Source organism: Pilosibacter sp. YYHA0881 (genome assembly GCF_051602715.1).
GTDB classification, from domain to species: Bacteria; Bacillota; Clostridia; order Lachnospirales; family Lachnospiraceae; genus Alitiscatomonas; species Alitiscatomonas aceti.
Window position 1 is genome coordinate 39758 of record NZ_CP175657.1, and the last position, 18001, is coordinate 57758.

The window sequence follows — 18001 nt, forward strand, 5'->3', positions numbered from 1 at the left end:
CTTAGGGTCCGGTCTGGAATGGACCGGACCCATTTTTTATGATATAATGGAATCATCGGAAAAATAAGGAGGAATGGAACATGGCTTTAAATAAGAAGACCATCGACGACATCAACGTAAAAGGCAGAAGAGTCCTGGTGCGCTGCGACTTCAACGTACCGTTAAAAGATGGTGCGATCACCGATGAGACAAGGATCGTGGCAGCTCTTCCCACCATTAAAAAATTAATGAACGACGGCGGAAGGGTGATCCTCTGCTCCCATCTGGGCAAGGTAAAGAACGGCCCCAACGAGGGCGAGTCCCTGGCTCCTGTGGCAAAGAGCCTTTCTGAAAAGTTAGGAAAAGAGGTCGTATTCGTAAGCGACTACCATGTAACCGGAGAAGCTGCTGCAAAGGCAGTAGAGGCCATGAAGGACGGCGATGTGATCTTACTCCAGAATACCCGTTTCCGCGGCGCTGAGGAGACAAAAAACGGCGAGGGATTCAGCCGTGAGCTGGCAGACCTGGCAGATGATTATGTATGCGATGCCTTCGGTTCTTCCCACCGCGCCCATGCGTCTGTGGCCGGCGTTACAAAATTCATCACAGAAAAGGGCGGCTCCAATGCAGTGGGCTATCTGATGCAGAAAGAGATCGAATTCCTTGGAAACGCCGTTGAGAATCCGGTGCGTCCCTTCGTTGCCATCTTAGGCGGCGCAAAGGTTGCCGACAAGTTAAACGTAATTTCCAATTTACTGGAAAAATGCGATACACTGATCATCGGCGGCGGCATGGCCTACACCTTCTTAAAGGCCCAGGGCAAAGAGATCGGAAATTCCCTGGTGGACGATTCCAAGCTGGACTACTGTAAGGAAATGATGGAAAAGGCAGAAAAGCTGGGCAAGAAGCTGCTCCTTCCGGTGGATACCACTGTGGTTTCCGCATTCCCCAGTCCCATTGACGCACCGGTTGACGTGGAATACGTTTCCACAGATGCCATTCCCGCAGATAAAGAGGGCGTGGACATCGGACCGGAGACATGCAGGATCTACAGCGATGCTGTAAAGAATGCGAAGACCGTAGTATGGAACGGACCCATGGGCGTATTCGAGAACCCGACCCTGGCAGCCGGGACCATTGCTGTGGCCAGAGCCCTGGCTGAGACAGACGCCACCACCATCATCGGCGGCGGCGATTCCGCAGCGGCTGTGAACCAGCTTGGCTTCGGGGACAAGATGACCCACATCTCCACCGGCGGCGGCGCATCCTTGGAGTTCCTGGAAGGAAAGGCACTTCCTGGAGTCGTAGCAGCCGACGATAAGTAGGCCGGGAAAAAAACGGATTTTACGATGGGGACCACCCGTGAAAGACACCTGGCGCATCGGAGCCGGAGACGGCCGATGCGTGTATAGGAAGGGTATGGATCAAGGAGGATAAATAAAATGGCAAGAAGAAAGATCATCGCCGGAAACTGGAAAATGAACATGACTCCCACAGAGGCAGCGGCCCTGGTGGAGACCTTAAAGCCCCTGGTAAAAACAGAAGAGGCTGACGTGGTGTTCTGCGTTCCGGCCATCGATATCATTCCGGTGGTAAAGGCCTGCGAAGGCACCAATATCGCCGTTGGAGCAGAAAATATGTACTTTGAGGAAAAGGGGGCATTCACCGGAGAGATCTCTCCCAGTATGCTTACCGATGCCGGTGTGAAATATGTGATCATTGGCCACTCTGAGAGAAGGGAATACTTCGCAGAGACCGACGAGACGGTTAATAAGAAGGTATTAAAGGCCTTTGAGCACGGCCTGACTCCCATCATCTGCTGCGGTGAGACTCTGACCCAGAGGGAACAGGGCATCACCCTGGACTGGATCCGCAAGCAGGTGAAGATCGCATTCCAGAATGTGACTGCAGATCAGGCAAAGACGGCAGTGATCGCTTATGAGCCCATCTGGGCCATTGGAACCGGAAAGACTGCCACCACAGAGCAGGCAGAAGAGGTTTGCGCAGCGATCCGTGCCTGCATCGGCGAGGTTTATGATGAGGCGACGGCAGAGGCGATCCGTATCCAGTACGGCGGTTCTGTGAATGCAGGAAATGCAGCTGAGCTGTTTGCACAGAAGGATATCGACGGAGGCCTTGTGGGCGGCGCTTCCTTAAAGGCAGATTTTGGAAAGATCGTAAATTATAAATAGCCCGGAAACTAAAATACCAGGACCTGGGAGCAGAATTCGGCCATAAAATCAATGGATTCCTTCCTCCCACCCTGGAACCAGCGGACCACAATGGTGGAGAACGCGCCTTCCCATGCCAGATACCGGTACAGGGAGGCCGGCTCCCCATCGTGGTCTTTTTTTACGAGAGAATAGGAAGAGGTGAAGGCGGAGGTATTGAGCATATGCGCCTCCAGGAGAAGTCCGAACAGCATGGCGTGGTCCCATATGTCCTGGAAAAAGCAGCGGTACCAGAGGACTGGATCCTTCTGGAAGGTGGGATCGGAGAAGGAGGCAGACAGACTGTCGATAAAAGAGCGGCATACCTCGTTCAGGATCTCTTCCTTGGATTCATAATTGCGGTAAAAGGCTGTCCGGGAAACACCGGAACGGCGGACCAGCTCGGTGATGGTGATCTTTTCAAAGGGCTTCTGGCTCATGAGCTGGATCAGGGCAGTCTGGAGGCATTCCCTGGTGACCTTATTGGCTTCCTTATTAGATAGGTTTTTCATACGGTCTCCTTTTCTGGTTCTGGGGACGAGGTTACAAAAAGCGTATATTTTGTACAGGCATGAAAAAGAAATATTGACGGTCCCCGGCGATGATGTTACAGTTGTTACAGTAAGTTGGACGACACAAATGTATCATAGTGTATTATAATTGTCAATGAAAGGGAAGGAAAATAGAAATTTATGAAGCCAGTGGGGATTATAACAGACAGCTGCAGCGGAATCAGTCAGAAGGAGGCGTCGGAGCGGGGGATATTTGTCCTGCCCATGCCGTTTTATATTGAAGGCCATTGCCTGTATGAGGGCGTAGACCTGGACAGGGATGAGTTTCTGGAAAAATTAAAGGAAGGAGCAGACGTCTCCACCTCCCAGCCGTCTCCGGCGGAGGTGACGGCTTTATGGGACCGGGTTCTGTCTGAGTATGAAAAGGTGTTGTATATGCCCATCAGCAGCGGACTCAGCGGCTCCTGCGAGACGGCATATGCCCTGACCCGGGACGAGAAGTATGAGGGGAGAGTCCTGGTGGTGGACCACGGCCAGGTGGCGACGCCTCTGCACCGTATGGTCCTGGACGCGCTGGAGCTGGTGGAAAAGGGATATACGGCTGAAGAGATCCGGGAGCTTCTGGAGCGGGCATCGGACCAGATGATGATCTATATCGGCGTCCAGACTCTGGAGTATCTGAAAAAAGGAGGACGGATCACTCCGGCAGCAGCAGCCTTAGGCGCTGTGTTCAACATTAAGCCGGTCCTTAAGCTGGCCACGGGGAAGCTGGATTCCTTTAAAAAGTGCCACGGCTTTTTAAAAGCCAGAAAAACCATGATCGAAGCCATGAAGCATGAGATCGAAACCAGGTTCCAGGAGGCATATGAGGCCGGGGCTGTCCATATCCTGGCGGCTTCCAGTGCATCAGAGGCAGAAACAGAAAGCTGGGTAAAGGAGATCGAGGCTGCATTTCCAGGAAAGCAGGTGATGTGCGATCCCCTGTCCCTGGGTGTCAGCTGCCACATCGGACCGGGGGGGCTGGGGATCGGCTGTGCCGTGAAGCCAGATTACGGAACGGTCCGCAGGAAAGAGGGATGAGTATGCGTGCAGAGCAGAAAACAGATGTAAAAAACAGCGTGGGCCGCATGGCCTTCGTGATCCTTTCGGTACTGATCCAGGCAGGCTGGATCCTTTTGATCGTCCTGCGGCTGAACCGGTATTCCTGGCTCATCGCACTGATCTCCACCATCGCTGCCATGGTGGTGGTGCTGCGGATCTATGCTTCCAGGGAAAATTCCGCCTATAAGATCCTATGGATCATGCTGATCCTGGCGGCTCCTGTCATGGGACTGTGCCTGTATCTGCTTTTAGGCCATTCCATGGTCCTGCGGTTCATGACAAAGCGCCATGGGGAGATCAAGGGAAAGCTGGCGGATCTGATCGCCCAGGATCCAAAGGTCCTGGAGGAGATGGATGCCCAGGACCGGGCTGTGGCCAACCAGTCCCGGTATATCAGCAATTTTGGAAAATATCCAGTATACCGGAATACGGACGTGGAGTTTTACGGCGATGCCTCCGACGGGCTGGAGGCCCAGAAAAAGGCCCTTTCAGAGGCAAAGACCTTTATCTTCATGGAATACCATGCCATTGAGGACAGCACCTCCTTTGCGGGGATCCGGGAGATCCTGGCCCGTAAGGTAAAGGAAGGGGTGGAGGTACGTCTCCTGTACGACGACGTGGGAAGCGTGGGCTTCATCAGCCCCGAATTCATTAAACGGATGGAGGCCGACGGGATCCAGTGCCGGGTATTTAACCCTATGGTACCCATGCTTCATGTGTTCATGAACAACCGGGATCACCGGAAGATCACAGTGGTGGACGGAAAGGTGGGCTTCACCGGAGGCTATAATCTGGCGGATGAGTATTTCAATCTGACAAGCCCCTACGGCCACTGGAAGGATACGGGCGTCCGGCTGGAGGGCGACGCCGTAAAGAATCTGACGGTTCTGTTCCTGGAAATGTGGAATTCCGTGAAGGTGACAGATATGGATTTTGCCAGGTATCTGCCGGATCCCGGTTATACGGCAAAGGGCCGCGGCTTTGTACAGCCCTACGGCGACAATCCCCTGGACGGCGAGCCTGTGGGTGAGAACGTATACATGAACGTGATAAAGAATGCCAAGGATTATGTATACTTTACGACGCCCTATCTGATCGTCAGCGACGAGCTGGGCCGGGAGTTGAGGCTGGCTGCCAAGCGCGGCGTGGACGTGCGGCTCATTACGCCGGGGATTCCGGATAAAAAGGCGGTGTTCCAGGTGACCCGGTCCTACTATGCGGGACTGGTGCGGGACGGCGTCCGGATCTATGAATATACGCCGGGCTTCATCCACGCCAAGCAGTGCGTCTGCGACGGGGAGACGGCGGTGGTGGGGACCATCAACCTGGATTACAGGAGTCTGTACCTGCATTTTGAAAACGGCGTATTCCTCTATGACTGCGAGGCCATAAAGGATATCAAGGCCGATTTCGACGGGCTTTTCCCCATCTGCCAGGAGGTAACGGAGGAATACAGGAGCGGCCGCTCGGCGGTCTTAAGGATCGGCCAGTGTATCCTTCGGCTGGCGGCTCCGCTGTTATAAAACAGGAACAGTCCGGCTGTTCTCTGACGGAAAATCGGAGAGCAGCCGGGTTGTTTTTTTTAAAAACCCATGCTAAAATAATAGCTATCAGAAAAAAAGGGGAATAAAAAGAATGGCTTCACTGAAGAAATTATTTGCACCCGTGGATATGACAGCGGGGAAACCATGGAAAAACATTGCGCTTTTTACGATCCCGATGATCATCGGAAACATCGCGCAGCAGCTTTATAACACCGTAGACAGCATCGTCGTGGGAAAATTCGTGGGAGACAACGCCCTGGCGGCTGTGGGCAGCGCCAGTCCCATTTTTAACCTGCTGCTGGTGCTTTTCATCGGGATCTCGGTGGGGACCAGCGTCATGGTCTCCCAGTATTTCGGAGCCAGGGACAGGGAGCAGCTTTCCAGGACCATCGGCTGCTGTGTGACTCTGACGGCGGCCGCTTCGGTATTCATTATGATCGTGGGCTCCCTTGTGGTCCGGCCTCTGCTGGAGCTTTTACATACGCCTGCCAGCATCATCGACTGGTGCGCGTCCTATCTGACCGTCCTGTTTTACGGGATCGCCGGCGTGGCCTATTATAATATCCTGGGCGGCGTCCTCCGGGGACTGGGGGATTCCGTTTCCGCACTGGTATACCTGCTGGTGGCTACGGTCATCAACATCGTCCTGGATGTGTGGTTCGTTGCGGGCCTGGGACTGGGAGTTTTCGGCGTTGCCCTGGCCACGGCCATTGCCCAGGCGGTATCGGCTATTCTGTGCTTTTGGAAGCTGGCAAGGATGAGCGAGCTTTTTGATATGAAGCCCCGGTATCTGAAGGCACATAAGGACAATGCCCTCAACATCATCCGTCTGGGACTTCCGTCGGGCCTGACCCAGGCCATCTTCTCCCTGGCCATGATCATGGTCCAGTCGCTGACCAACAGCTTTGGGGAGATGCTCATTGCAGCCAATGTGATCATCATGCGTGTGGACGGCTTCGCCATGATGCCCAACTTCTCCTTCGGCACCACCATGACCACCTATGCGGGCCAGAACGTGGGAGCGAAGCAGTACGACCGGGTGGAGCAGGGAGCAAAGCAGGGGACCCTCATGGCCATGGGGGTTTCGGCCTCCATTACGGCCCTGATCCTTATATTTGGAAGATATTTGATGGGGATCTTCACTTCGACCACAGAGCTGGTGGATCTGAGCTTCTATATGATGCGGATCCTGGCCGTTGGCTATATCGCCATGGCAGTGACCCAGAGCCTTTCCGGCGTCATGAGAGGAGCCGGAGACACCATGACGCCCATGTGGATCTCCCTGTTCACCACAGTTGTGGTCCGTGTCCCGGTGGCCTATGGGATCTCCTGGCTCACCAGAACGCCGGAGCTTCCCAATGGGCGCAGCGAGTGCGTGTTTATCTCCCTGCTCCTTTCCTGGACGCTGGGAGCCGTTATGACGGCTGTCTGCTATAAGAGAGGACGCTGGAAAAAGAAAGCGATCCAGTAAAAATGAAGCAAAGATACTATATAATATGGAAGGAGACCGTTGACTATGGAATACCGCAGATTTGAAAACACAGTGATCGTCCGCATGGACAGAAACGAGGACCTGTTTGCCGAGCTTAAGAAGGTGGCTCTTAAGGAGAACATAAAATTAGCCAGCATCAGCGCCCTGGGCACCTTCAGCCACATGAATGTGGGAGTTTATGACCTGGACCAGAGAAAATTTGTGGGCAACGACTTTGACGGTATGTTCGAGATCGTTTCCCTCACCGGTACCATCAATACCATGGACGGGGAGTATTACTGCCATCTGCATACGGCGGCCGGAGATAAAAACGGAAACGTGTACGGCGGCCATTTAAGCGCCGGAACCGTGGGAGCCACCCTGGAAATGGTCATCACAGTCATCGACGGGACCGTGGACCGGGTCAAGGATCCGGATACGGGGTTAAACATCTTTAAATTTTAAAAGGAATAGAGGCTGGATGGGATCCGGCGGGGCGGAATAAGGAAAAACGCTCCGCCGGATTCTTGACAATACCAGGGGTTCACGCTATAATACACTGGATGTTAGTATAAAGGGGCAGTTTGCCCTGAATATAAAGGAAGGTATGACGTCATGGCAGATAAGAAACACATTTTGACTTATGCAGGACTGAAAAAATATGAAGATGAGCTTCAGGATCTTAAAGTAAACCGCCGTCGTGAGATCGCCCAGAAGATCAAAGAGGCCAGAGAGCAGGGCGACTTATCCGAGAACGCCGAGTACGATGCAGCCAAGGATGAGCAGAGGGACATCGAGGCCAGGATCGACGAGCTGGAGAAGCTGTTAAAGAATGCAGAAGTCGTTGTTGAGGATGAAGTGAACCTTGACAAGATCAGCATCGGCTGTGTTGTCAAAGTATATGACGTGGAGTTTGAGGAAGAGATGGAGTTTAAGTTAGTTGGTTCCACTGAGGCCAACAGCCTTCAGAACAAGATCTCCAACGAATCTCCTGTGGGCCATGCGCTGATCGGCAGAAAAGTCGGCGACGTGGTGGATGTGGAGACCCAGGCAGGAATGCTCCAGTATAAGGTATTAGATATCAAGCGAGTGGATTAATTACTAAAAGGAGAGAAGAGCAGTGGCAGAGCAGGGAAACCAGAAGAAGGGAAACGGCCAGGAGCAGGATTTAAACCAGCTTCTCAAGGTGCGCCGTGAAAAGTTAGCAGAGCTTCAGGCAAACGGAAAGGACCCGTTCCAGATCACAAAATATGATGTGACTGTGCACAGCACAGATGTAAAAGAGCAGTACGCAGAGTATGAGGGGAAGGAGGTTTCCATCGCCGGACGTATGATGAGCAAGCGTGTGATGGGAAAAGCCTCCTTCTGCAACGTCCAGGACCTGAAGGGAAACATCCAGTGCTACGTATGCCGGGATGACCTGGGTGAGGACACATATAAGGATTTCAAGAAAATGGATATTGGCGATATCGTAGGGATCAAGGGCTTTGTATTTACTACAAAGATGGGCGAGATCTCGATCCATGCCCATTCCGTGACCCTGCTTTCCAAGAGTCTCCAGATCCTTCCGGAGAAGTTCCATGGACTGACCAATACGGATATCCGTTACCGCCAGAGATATGTGGACCTGATCATGAACGAGGATGTAAAGGATACCTTCATCAAGCGTTCCAGGATCCTGGCCGCCATCCGTAAATACCTGGCTGGCGAGGGCTTTATGGAGGTGGAGACTCCCATGCTGGTGTCCAATGCCGGAGGAGCTGCCGCAAGACCCTTTGAGACCCATTTCAACGCTCTGGACGAGGATCTGAAGCTCCGTATTTCCCTGGAGCTTTACTTAAAGAGACTGATCGTGGGCGGAATGGAGCGCGTGTATGAGATCGGCCGCGTATTCCGTAACGAGGGCCTGGATACAAGACACAATCCGGAGTTCACCTTAATGGAGCTTTACCAGGCATACACCGACTACCACGGCATGATGGACCTGACTGAGAACCTGTACCGCTTTGTGGCCCAGGAGGTCCTGGGAACCACAAAGATCGTTTATAACGGCATTGAAATGGATCTGGGCCAGCCCTTTGCCCGTATGACCATGGTGGAAGCCGTTAAGAAATATTCCGGCGTGGACTTTGACGAGATCCATACCCTGGCAGAGGCCAAGGCTGCGGCCAAGGAGCACAACATCGAGGTGGAGGCCCGCCACAAAAAAGGCGATATCCTAAACCTGTTCTTCGAGGAGTTTGTAGAGGAGCACCTGGTACAGCCCACCTTTATCATGGACCACCCGGTGGAGATCTCTCCCCTTACAAAGAAGAAGCCGGAAAATCCAGAGTATACAGAGCGCTTCGAGTTCTTTATGAACGGCTGGGAAATGGCCAACGCGTATTCCGAGCTCAACGATCCCATCGACCAGAGAGAGCGCTTTAAGGCCCAGGAGGAGCTGCTGGCCCAGGGAGACGAGGAAGCCAACCATACAGACGAGGACTTCTTAAATGCCCTGGAGATCGGTATGCCTCCCACAGGAGGCATCGGCTTCGGCATCGACCGTATGTGCATGCTGCTGACTGACTCTGCTGCGATCCGCGATGTCCTGCTGTTCCCGACTATGAAGAGTCTGGACGCCGGAAAGAAGGAAGAGAAGAAGGCTGCTTCCTTAGACGCTGCCATGAACCAGGCTGCCGAAGTCCTTACACAGCAGCTTGAGGCCATGCCGGCAGCAAAGGCAGAGCCGGTGGACTTCTCCAAGGTAAAGATCGAGCCGTTATTCGAGGATCTGGTGGATTTCGATACCTTTGCAAAATCCGATTTCCGCGTGGTGAAGATCGAGGAGTGCGAGGCGGTTCCCAAGTCCAAGAAGCTTCTTAAGTTCATCTTAAACGACGGAACCGACCGGAAGCGCACCATCTTAAGCGGTATCCACGACTACTACGAGCCGGAGGAGCTGGTTGGAAAGACATGTGTGGCCATCACCAACCTGCCTGCGAGAAAGATGATGGGCATTCCCTCCGAGGGCATGCTGATCTCCGCTGTGTACGAGTACGACGGACGGGAAGGACTGAACCTGCTGATGCTGGACGATGCGATCCCGGCAGGAGCAAAGCTGTACTAAGATGATGTAAAGATGTACCGTTTTGCAAAATAAACAGGACGTACTTCATTTGATAAAAAACTGAAAAAAACAGCGATTTACATCAAACTTACATCAATTGATGCAGAAATCGGTGCAAGCAAGAAAAAATCGCATAATTAGTACGATGAATGGGCAATTCCAATCGGGATTGCCCATTTTTAAAACAAACAGAAATACAACTCGGAATTTGTGGAGAGATTTCCTGAACTTTCCTTATTTTACAGGCTTTTCAGCCCATTAAATAGTGAAATGATATGTATTTTCCCTTATTTTTGCCCTTATGCGGAATCCGCAAGGGAAATAAGGGAAATTTTTAGTTAAGCATTGCTCGCTACTTTATCAAGAAGTCTTGCGGAATCCCGTTTTGCTTTTCTTGTTGAGTGAGCGTAAATATTCATTGTGGTACTGACATCAGAGTGTCCTAACAGTTCCTGTACATCTTTCGGTGTAGCTCCATTGGAAAGCAGATTGCTGGTATAAGTGTGACGCAACTGGTGAAAATGGAAATCTTCAAATCCTTCCAGCTTCTTTGCCACTGATCTGCATACAATGCTGAGTGTACTCGGCAGTTCCAAAGAGCCATCTGGTCGCAGGCAGACAAAGGAGATTTCTTTGTAATCTGTCGGGACTTCCTGTGTTCCGTCAAGATGATAGTATTCATAATATACCCTGTTTTTCACATGCACTTCTTTGTAGTAATTGCGGTGATATAATTCGCCATACTGCATCCGGTTTTTGAGCTGTTCTTTTCTGGCAGCTTTCAGTATTTCAGTCAGCGTATCTCCAAAATCAACAATCCTTACTTTTTTCCGTTTCGTTGGTCCGATAATATTTTTGTGTTTCATGCCGTCGTAGCGGATACTGCGTTTTATGGTCAGGCATTGTTCCTCAAGGTTAATGTCCTGCCATGTAAGACCACAGGTTTCCCCGATACGGAGCCCGGCATAATACGCAATTTGAATCGGAAGAATAGCAGGTGGATTTTTCTTTTCCAGATATTGGATAAGCCGTTCATAATCCTCATGTGAAATCGGCTGTGTACCTTCTTCCACTTCATCATCGGAAAAGAGGTCAACTTCCTCTGCCTGCTTTTTCAGCTTAATATACTGCATCGGATTGAAACTGATTAACTGTTTTGGAAATACTGCAAAACGGAATGACTGCTGTAACACTGCGGAAAAAGAATGGATATAATCTTTGCTGTATCCCTTTTTTACTTTCCCGTCTGGAAACTCACCACCGAATGTAAGCAGATCAAGAAATGCCTGTAAATGTTCGGCAGTAACTGTTTTCAGTTTGCGGTCTGCAATCGGGTGTTTTTTGATACATCGGATTGCACCAAGATAATTTTCCACTGTACCGTTGCTGAGTGTCCCAGTTTTCAGTTCTTCTTCTGCCCACATATCCAGAAGTTCCCCTACGGTAAGATTATCTGCCTTTGCAACAAACTTCTTATCTTCGTAGTCTTCCAGTGCCTTGCGGAGAAGCTTTTCCGTCTCACTTTTACTTTCGGTTCCGGCGTATTCTTTCTGAACCATTTTACCGCTTGCATCTTCTACATAGAAACGATAGTACCATTTTTTTCCTTTTTTTCTAACAGATCCTTTTGCCATAATCGTATGTCTCCTTTCGATATCAGACAATCGGAACTGCTGAAATGCTTCTTGCGTGTAGGCATCTTATGGACAAGTCCATAAGCCAATTCGCCGCTCGTCAAATCTGTAAACAGCTTGACTCGCTTGCGCTCATTGTATCATAACTCCGATTATCTTACTATACCGATTCAGAATCGTCATACATAACTTCGGATAAAAGATTTGCAAGCCTTTGTTCTGCCGCTTCCGGTTTCTTTGAATAGAGCCTTACAACATCTGCCATATCATTAAATGCGTTGACAGTATGTGTGATCTCCCTGAGAAACATAATCTCATTATATTCATCTTTCGATTCAAATCCCATTACTTTGGCAATGTCCGCATCTTTGGTACTGCCTTTGTAATTTTTACAGGCGAACTGAAACGAATCCAGAAACAGTTCATATTGCTTTAACATTAACAGCAGTAAGTCTTTAGAAAAAGCGTCTTCTGTTTTATTGAGGTCAAGAGGAAACTGTTTGAGAATGTCGCCCATCGCATCACGAATCTGCAATTCTTTCTTATCCGTAATATCAGTTTCATATTCATCGGTTTCCCCTTTGAGCCATTCAATCGATACATGAAGTGCTTCCGAAAGACCTTCCAGTACCATCTTTTTGGTATTGTCAATCGAACCATTCTCATAACGCAGGATTGTGGAAGCGGTAACTCCCATCTTCTCTGCGACATAAGGCTGTGTCAGATTTAATTCCAGACGGCGCTGTTTTGCCCTGCTGCCGATCAGCTTGCGTAGTTCTTTATCTTTCATGCTGATGTGCCTCCTTTTTCGGTATGTCATTACTATACCACGCAACAAAATATATTGCAATATGCAATTTTAAGAAAAGCAGCAAAATTTCATAATGCTTGACAAAGCAATATAAACACGCTATACTGACAGCACAAATGAAATTGCATAATGCAATTCGAAAGGAGGTGGTCATATGACGCAAAGAAAGATTGCCTTATCTATTGAGGAAGCTGCTGATTATACGGGAATTGGCAGGAACACCCTGCGAAAGTTGGTAGAGTGGAAGAAACTTCCGGTATTGAAGGTTGGGAGAAAAGTCCTGATCAAAACGGATATGCTGGAACTTTTTATGGAAGCCAACGAGGGCAGGGACTTGAGGGATAAGGGAAATGTGAAAGCAGTCACAAGAAACGGTTCAACTTAAAAAAGCGGTTCCCGAAGAAACCGCCAAAGGTTCTATCAGACCGGAGTCATGATATACCTACACGCAAGCAGATTATACCATGTACTTCGTCTGACAGACAACAGGAAACTTATGTTTGGAAAAAAAGAAAGGACGATGATATTTATGGCAAGATCAACAAAGAGTTATGAGGAGCGTATGCTCCAGTTGGAAAAGAAAGAACAGGAAAGCCTTGAGAAAGCAAAACAGTATGCAGCACAGAAACGGGAACTGAAGAAACGTCAGAAAGATGTGGAAACCAAAAAACGGACACACAGGCTCTGCCAGATTGGCGGTGCAGTGGAATCGGTACTGGGTTCTGCGATTGAGGAAGATGATATCCCAAAGCTGATCGGCTTCTTAAAAAGGCAGGAAGCAAATGGGAAATTCTTCTCAAAGGCAATGCAGAAAGAGCCAGTTGCAAATACGGAGGAAGTGTAATGCCGGAGGGAGTGGAGTTTCCATTCCCTTCATTGCTTTTTTATGAAGGGCGCACTTATGGACAACCAGAGGTCGTCCGTATAAGTTTGCCACAGGTGGCAACCGGTCTGCGCTTACGCTTGCCGGGCTCGTTCCGTCGGCGGGGCTTTCAGCCAGACCTGCTCATGCCGCAGGAGGCACTCTTCGCCAGAGGGGCACATTCCATGCAGGCTGTTATGCACAGGGCACTCTTACGCAGAGGGTGCTCCGGCAGATACCATTTTCTTTTAGGAAAAACGTTACCTGCCGGAAATCAAAGCCGGATACGGCAGAATGGGGGAAACGGAGCATGGCGATTTTTCATTATACAGTAAAGATTGTTGGACGCAGCAAAGGAAAATCCATCATATCGGCGTCTGCTTATCTCAATGGCGATGTGATGAAAAATGAAGAAACAGGCAGGATCAGCTACTATACTTCAAAAAAAGAAGTCGTTTATACCAGCCTGCTGATGTGTGAAAATGCACCACAGGAATGGCAGAATGTACCTGCTGAAAATATCAGACGGTTCCAGAAATCTGTCCGATATAAAAGGGCAGATAACCAAAATGCTGCACTGGAAAAATTCAAACTTACTTTTCAGAAGCAGCGTTTATGGAATGAAGTCTTGAGGATAGAAAAAAGTTCAGATGCACAACTCGGCAGGTCATTTGAGTTCTCACTTCCGAAAGAATGGAGCCGACAGGAACAGATTGATTATACAACTGAATATATTCAAAAGACCTTTGTAGATAAGGGAATGTGTGCGGATTGGAGTATCCACGATAAAGGAGATGGTAATCCCCATGTGCATTTACTGGTGACGATGCGACCATTCAATTCAGACCACTCATGGGGTAACAAAGAAATCAAGGATTGGGAGTTTGTCAGAGATGAAAATGGAAATATTGTGGTGGATGAATCCCATCCGGACTGGTGGCAGGATAAAAAGAACCCTGACCGTCATGGAATCCGAATCCCCGTACTTGATGAAAATGGAGTCCAGAAAGTCGGGACAAGGAACCGCAAACAGTGGAAACGTGTATTAACCGATGCTACCGGGTGGAACAATCCGAAAAATTGTGAGCTATGGCGGAGCGAATGGGCAAACGTCTGTAATGCACATTTGAAAACGGAAAATCACATTGACCACCGTTCTTATGCAAGGCAGGGAAAATTAGAGATACCGACGATCCATGAGGGCGCAGATGCCAGAAAAATTGACGAGAAATTTCAAAACGGACAGACATCCTCTACTTCATGGAAAGTAGAGGAAAACCAGATCATAAAAAGACAAAATGCACTGCTGGATAAAATACAGATTTCTTTTGGAAAAGTATCCAGTGCATTAACACAATGGAAGGAGCGATTGCGTGACATTAGAAGAAAGCCGGGAAGTCATTCCCATGATGGAGACAATGATAAACCAGATCGAGGAACAGCAGAATCTTATGGCAGAGATGGTACAGGAATTGCAGGAACGGGACAGGCAGCTCCTGTCTTTTCAGGAGCAGAACCAGAGTTTAAAAAGCTTAAACAGCGAATTATCCAGGCTGCTAAATCTTTTGCCAGATACAGAAGAACTGCTCTCACAGATCGAGCAACAGAAAACCAGAATCGAACAGTTGGAAAACGAGAATCAGCAATGGCAGGAATTAACGCAGAAGCTGAACAACGAGAACAGCTTATTGCAGAAACAGAACAGCGAATTGCTGACCTTAAACAGCAGATAGAGAAAGCGAGGGAGATCGATGAGCGAATGCAGAAACTTAGAGAACGTCGGGCAGGTGGAAGAACTTCTGCTGATGACCGAACAGATGCAGGACGAACTGGATCAGAAAGACCAGACAATCCAGGAACTAAACAGGCAGCTAAGCGAATCGCTGACCTTGAACGAGAAATTGAACAGCGAAAACAGAGCCGAGAATATCGAAGCATTGCGGACAAGATTAAGGCAAACAGAGGAACGATTGACCAGCGAGACAGACAGCAGGAAAAGAGCCGACGCAGAAGCCGTGGCATGGAAATTTAAGTATGAAAAAGCAGAGCAGGAAAAACTTTATGCACAGACACACCAAAAGACGGTAGAGGTAGCTGTTGAGAAAAAAGTGCCTTATGAGAAATGTGAAAAATGTGACCGTACTGCTTACCGGAAAGCAAAAGAAAAATGCGATAGCCGTAAAAGCCAGTTAGAAAAGAAATATAAAAATATGACGATTGGTTATGAAAGTATCTTGTTTCTACTGGCATGGTACAGCATAACAACAACACTGTTTACTGCGATTCTTTCGCCGGTTTTCCTTAACGACTGTATCGTCTTTTTCGGTGCGTTAGGAAAAGGAATGGGAAGTTTATTTCGGGAGTTTGTGACAGGTGCAGACTCTTTCGGACAGTTAAGCAGTGGAATACCTAACAGTATTCTTTCCGGGATTGTGTACTGGCTGATTGCCGGTACTGTCATGGCAATTTTATTCGTAATAACCGGGTGGCTGATAATCGGGATTGGTTATCAGGTAGGAAAAATCTACCGGAAATATTGTTGGGATATCATCAGTATCGTGGTAGCGATAACGAGTACAGCTGTTGTAATTTACTTTGGAGAATGGATTAAAAACGCTAATCCGATAAATCTTATTGTATTGCTATTACTGTCGCATATTATTTATATTGGAATCAGATGTTATGTGAAAGACTGGATGGAAGAACGAGGATATTATTAAAAGAGGACAGGGAAATTTCATAATCTTCCTGTCCTTAGTAAGGGACTATTGATTGTTTATATAAAGAAAAAGTATGTAAATAAATCTTGACAATTAGTACGAATTCGGATTATAATATAAAAGTCTGGATTCGTACTAATTTAAGGAGGAAAAAGATGAGAAAAGATAATAATATGATAATACAGTTGCAACGATATTATGCTTTATGGAAAGAATGTACAGCAATGTATGAGGAATGGTCAAAGGATCAGGGACTGTCTTCAAATGGAGTTTTTGCTTTGCATTCATTTTATGAAAGTAATGGAAGATGCACGCAGAAAATGATAAGTGAAAAATGGAATATACCTAAGCAAACGGTAAATACGATACTAAAAGATTTTCAGAAAAAAGGATACATCAATATGGTATCTGATGATTCAGACAAGAGAAATAAGCTGATATGCCTCACAGAATCAGGAATGGAATATACGAAAGATATCATAGAAAAACTGCACTCAAAAGAAATATATGTAATCGAAAAAATGGGATTAGAGAATATAGAAAGTCTTAATGATAATACAGAGCTGTTTATCAGACTTTTCAAGGAAGGAGATTGTAAGAAAAATGAATCATAAATCATTATTTTTTAAATATGTTATTCCATCTATTATAGCATTTGCATTATCAGGAATATATGCGATAGTGGATGGATATTTTGTAGGCAATACCATAGGAGATGCTGGACTTTCGGCTATTAATATTGCATATCCGATTGAGGCTTTGATTCAGGCTCTTGGAACAGGAATTGGTATGGGAGGAGCTGTTTATTACTCAATTAATGCAGCAGAAAAGAAAGGAAAACGGGCAGAAGAATTTATTGCTACAAGCTGGTGGCTTCTTGTAATAGTAAGTGTTATCAGTACCATAATTATTTACTCCTTTTCGTCTAAAATTTTAGGATTGCTTGGAGCAGATGGAATTATATTAACAAATGCGACAGATTATATCAAAATTATAGCACTTGGAGCAATATTGCAGATTCTTGGAACTGGAATGATGCCATTCATTAGAAATTATGGAAACTCTTTCTGGTCAATGTTTGCGATGGTTGGTGGATTCATAACCAATATTGTTCTGGATTTTATCTTTGTATGGATATATGAAATGGGCATGAAAGGTGCAGCCACAGCTACAATAGCCGGACAGGGTGTGACTGCAGCAATTGCAATCATATACGCATTATATAATAAAAAGTTTTATGTGTATGTATCCTTAAAAAATGTAAAAGAAATGTGTGGCGCTATATTCAGAGTAGGTCTTGCACCATTTGGGCTAGCATTGACTCCTAATATTTCATTGGTGTTTATAAACCGATTCTCCGCTTCTTATGGGGGAGAAAAAGCTATTGCAACTTATGCATGTGTATCCTATATTATCTGTATCATATATCTCATATTGCAGGGCGTAGGTGATGGAAGTCAACCTTTAATGAGCCGTTTTTATGGTGAGAAGGATCAAGAAAGCCTGAGAGGAGTTCAGAGAATGGCATACATTTTTGCAATAATTCTTGCTGTTTGTGGTGGAATTATCATGTATGTAAACAGAGCAAATATTGGAGGGGTTTTCGGAGCTTCTTATGAAGTAAGTATTGAGATTTCTAAAATTGTACCTATATTTTTAGTGTCATTACCATTTGTTGCGATTACCAGAATAGCGACAGCTGGATTTTATGCTACTGAAAAAAGTGGATTGTCATACATTCTTACATTCATTGAACCAGTATTGATGCTGATATTTATGCTTGTTTTACCACCTTTATTTGGTGGACAGATTATGATATGGTGGAGTACGGTATTGGCACGTGTTTTTTCAGCGATTCTGGCATTCATACTAATAAAATATTGCGAAAAGGGAGATTTGCAATATGGAATACAGAAAATTTAACAATCAGATAGTAGCAAGAATAATCTAGGTTTATCTATTGTATTTTTAAGGACAGCCTCATAGCAATAGGGCTGTCCTTTTAAAATTATGAAGCTAATTTTTAATAAATTCTAGTAGATTTTGAT

The 18001-nt window shown here is 47.4% G+C and carries 17 protein-coding genes; 14 read left to right on the plus strand and 3 right to left on the minus strand.

Annotation, left to right across the window (positions count from 1 at the left end; all coding sequences use genetic code 11):
- The first annotated feature begins 80 nt into the window (after nt 1-80).
- Both ACI6NM_RS00210 and tpiA read left to right on the plus strand, forming a co-directional pair.
- Nucleotides 81-1304, plus strand: a complete 1224-nt coding sequence (locus ACI6NM_RS00210) for a phosphoglycerate kinase (protein WP_262426936.1) — start codon at nt 81-83, stop codon at nt 1302-1304.
- 117 nt (nt 1305-1421) lie between these two features.
- Entirely contained in the window at nt 1422-2171 is a 750-nt protein-coding gene (tpiA, locus tag ACI6NM_RS00215; protein WP_215653129.1) for a triose-phosphate isomerase, read from the plus strand.
- 8 nt (nt 2172-2179) lie between these two features.
- Here the strand turns inward: tpiA and ACI6NM_RS00220 are convergent, their stop codons facing one another.
- The gene (locus tag ACI6NM_RS00220) at nt 2180-2701 is read right to left on the minus strand and encodes a TetR/AcrR family transcriptional regulator (protein ID WP_022273849.1); all 522 of its coding nucleotides are present in this window, start codon (nt 2699-2701) and stop codon (nt 2180-2182) included.
- A 180-nt stretch (nt 2702-2881) separates the two neighbouring features.
- On the opposite strand from ACI6NM_RS00220, the gene ACI6NM_RS00225 reads away from it, so the two are divergent.
- From ACI6NM_RS00225 to lysS, 6 genes are all read left to right on the plus strand, one after another.
- Nucleotides 2882-3781, plus strand: coding sequence for a DegV family protein (locus ACI6NM_RS00225; protein ID WP_262426937.1), 900 nt, complete (start codon nt 2882-2884; stop codon nt 3779-3781).
- A 2-nt stretch (nt 3782-3783) separates the two neighbouring features.
- Complete coding sequence (cls, locus tag ACI6NM_RS00230) at nt 3784-5325, plus strand: cardiolipin synthase (RefSeq protein ID WP_262426938.1); 1542 nt, start codon at nt 3784-3786, stop codon at nt 5323-5325.
- Nucleotides 5326-5437: 112 nt separating this feature from the next.
- Nucleotides 5438-6817: an MATE family efflux transporter gene (locus ACI6NM_RS00235; RefSeq protein WP_022273846.1), complete on the plus strand. Its 1380-nt coding sequence runs from the start codon at nt 5438-5440 to the stop codon at nt 6815-6817.
- Nucleotides 6818-6862: 45 nt separating this feature from the next.
- A complete protein-coding gene (locus ACI6NM_RS00240) occupies nt 6863-7282 on the plus strand; it encodes a PPC domain-containing DNA-binding protein (protein ID WP_022273845.1) in 420 nt (139 codons plus the stop codon).
- 150 nt (nt 7283-7432) lie between these two features.
- Nucleotides 7433-7915 carry a transcription elongation factor GreA gene (gene greA, locus ACI6NM_RS00245; RefSeq protein ID WP_022273844.1) on the plus strand — a complete coding sequence of 161 codons (483 nt, stop codon included), beginning with the start codon at nt 7433-7435 and terminating at the stop codon, nt 7913-7915.
- A gap of 22 nt (nt 7916-7937) precedes the next feature.
- On the plus strand, nt 7938-9926 hold the full coding sequence (gene lysS, locus ACI6NM_RS00250) for a lysine--tRNA ligase (RefSeq protein ID WP_262426940.1): 1989 nt from the start codon (nt 7938-7940) through the stop codon (nt 9924-9926).
- Nucleotides 9927-10264: 338 nt separating this feature from the next.
- On the opposite strand, the gene ACI6NM_RS00255 is transcribed toward lysS, so the two are convergent.
- Both ACI6NM_RS00255 and ACI6NM_RS00260 read right to left on the minus strand, forming a co-directional pair.
- Nucleotides 10265-11560: a tyrosine-type recombinase/integrase gene (locus ACI6NM_RS00255; RefSeq protein ID WP_270412292.1), complete on the minus strand. Its 1296-nt coding sequence runs from the start codon at nt 11558-11560 to the stop codon at nt 10265-10267.
- A gap of 160 nt (nt 11561-11720) precedes the next feature.
- Nucleotides 11721-12350, minus strand: coding sequence for a helix-turn-helix domain-containing protein (locus tag ACI6NM_RS00260; RefSeq protein WP_009243739.1), 630 nt, complete (start codon nt 12348-12350; stop codon nt 11721-11723).
- A 175-nt stretch (nt 12351-12525) separates the two neighbouring features.
- Between ACI6NM_RS00260 and ACI6NM_RS00265 the strand changes: the two genes are divergently transcribed.
- From ACI6NM_RS00265 to ACI6NM_RS00290, 6 genes are all read left to right on the plus strand, one after another.
- Nucleotides 12526-12756: a helix-turn-helix domain-containing protein gene (locus tag ACI6NM_RS00265; RefSeq protein ID WP_002578307.1), complete on the plus strand. Its 231-nt coding sequence runs from the start codon at nt 12526-12528 to the stop codon at nt 12754-12756.
- 144 nt (nt 12757-12900) lie between these two features.
- Nucleotides 12901-13215: a DUF3847 domain-containing protein gene (locus tag ACI6NM_RS00270; RefSeq protein ID WP_002578306.1), complete on the plus strand. Its 315-nt coding sequence runs from the start codon at nt 12901-12903 to the stop codon at nt 13213-13215.
- Between the two features lie 328 nt (nt 13216-13543).
- Nucleotides 13544-15265 (plus strand): MobA/MobL family protein, encoded by a 1722-nt coding sequence (locus ACI6NM_RS00275; protein ID WP_117535163.1) that lies wholly within the window; start codon nt 13544-13546, stop codon nt 15263-15265.
- Nucleotides 15204-15953 carry a DUF6040 family protein gene (locus tag ACI6NM_RS00280; RefSeq protein ID WP_009243742.1) on the plus strand — a complete coding sequence of 250 codons (750 nt, stop codon included), beginning with the start codon at nt 15204-15206 and terminating at the stop codon, nt 15951-15953. The genes ACI6NM_RS00275 and ACI6NM_RS00280 overlap by 62 nt, the downstream gene beginning before the upstream one ends.
- Nucleotides 15954-16108: 155 nt before the next feature.
- Nucleotides 16109-16567, plus strand: coding sequence for a MarR family transcriptional regulator (locus ACI6NM_RS00285; protein WP_009243743.1), 459 nt, complete (start codon nt 16109-16111; stop codon nt 16565-16567).
- Nucleotides 16557-17876: an MATE family efflux transporter gene (locus ACI6NM_RS00290; protein WP_002595210.1), complete on the plus strand. Its 1320-nt coding sequence runs from the start codon at nt 16557-16559 to the stop codon at nt 17874-17876. The genes ACI6NM_RS00285 and ACI6NM_RS00290 overlap by 11 nt, the downstream gene beginning before the upstream one ends.
- The last annotated feature ends 125 nt before the right edge of the window (nt 17877-18001 follow it).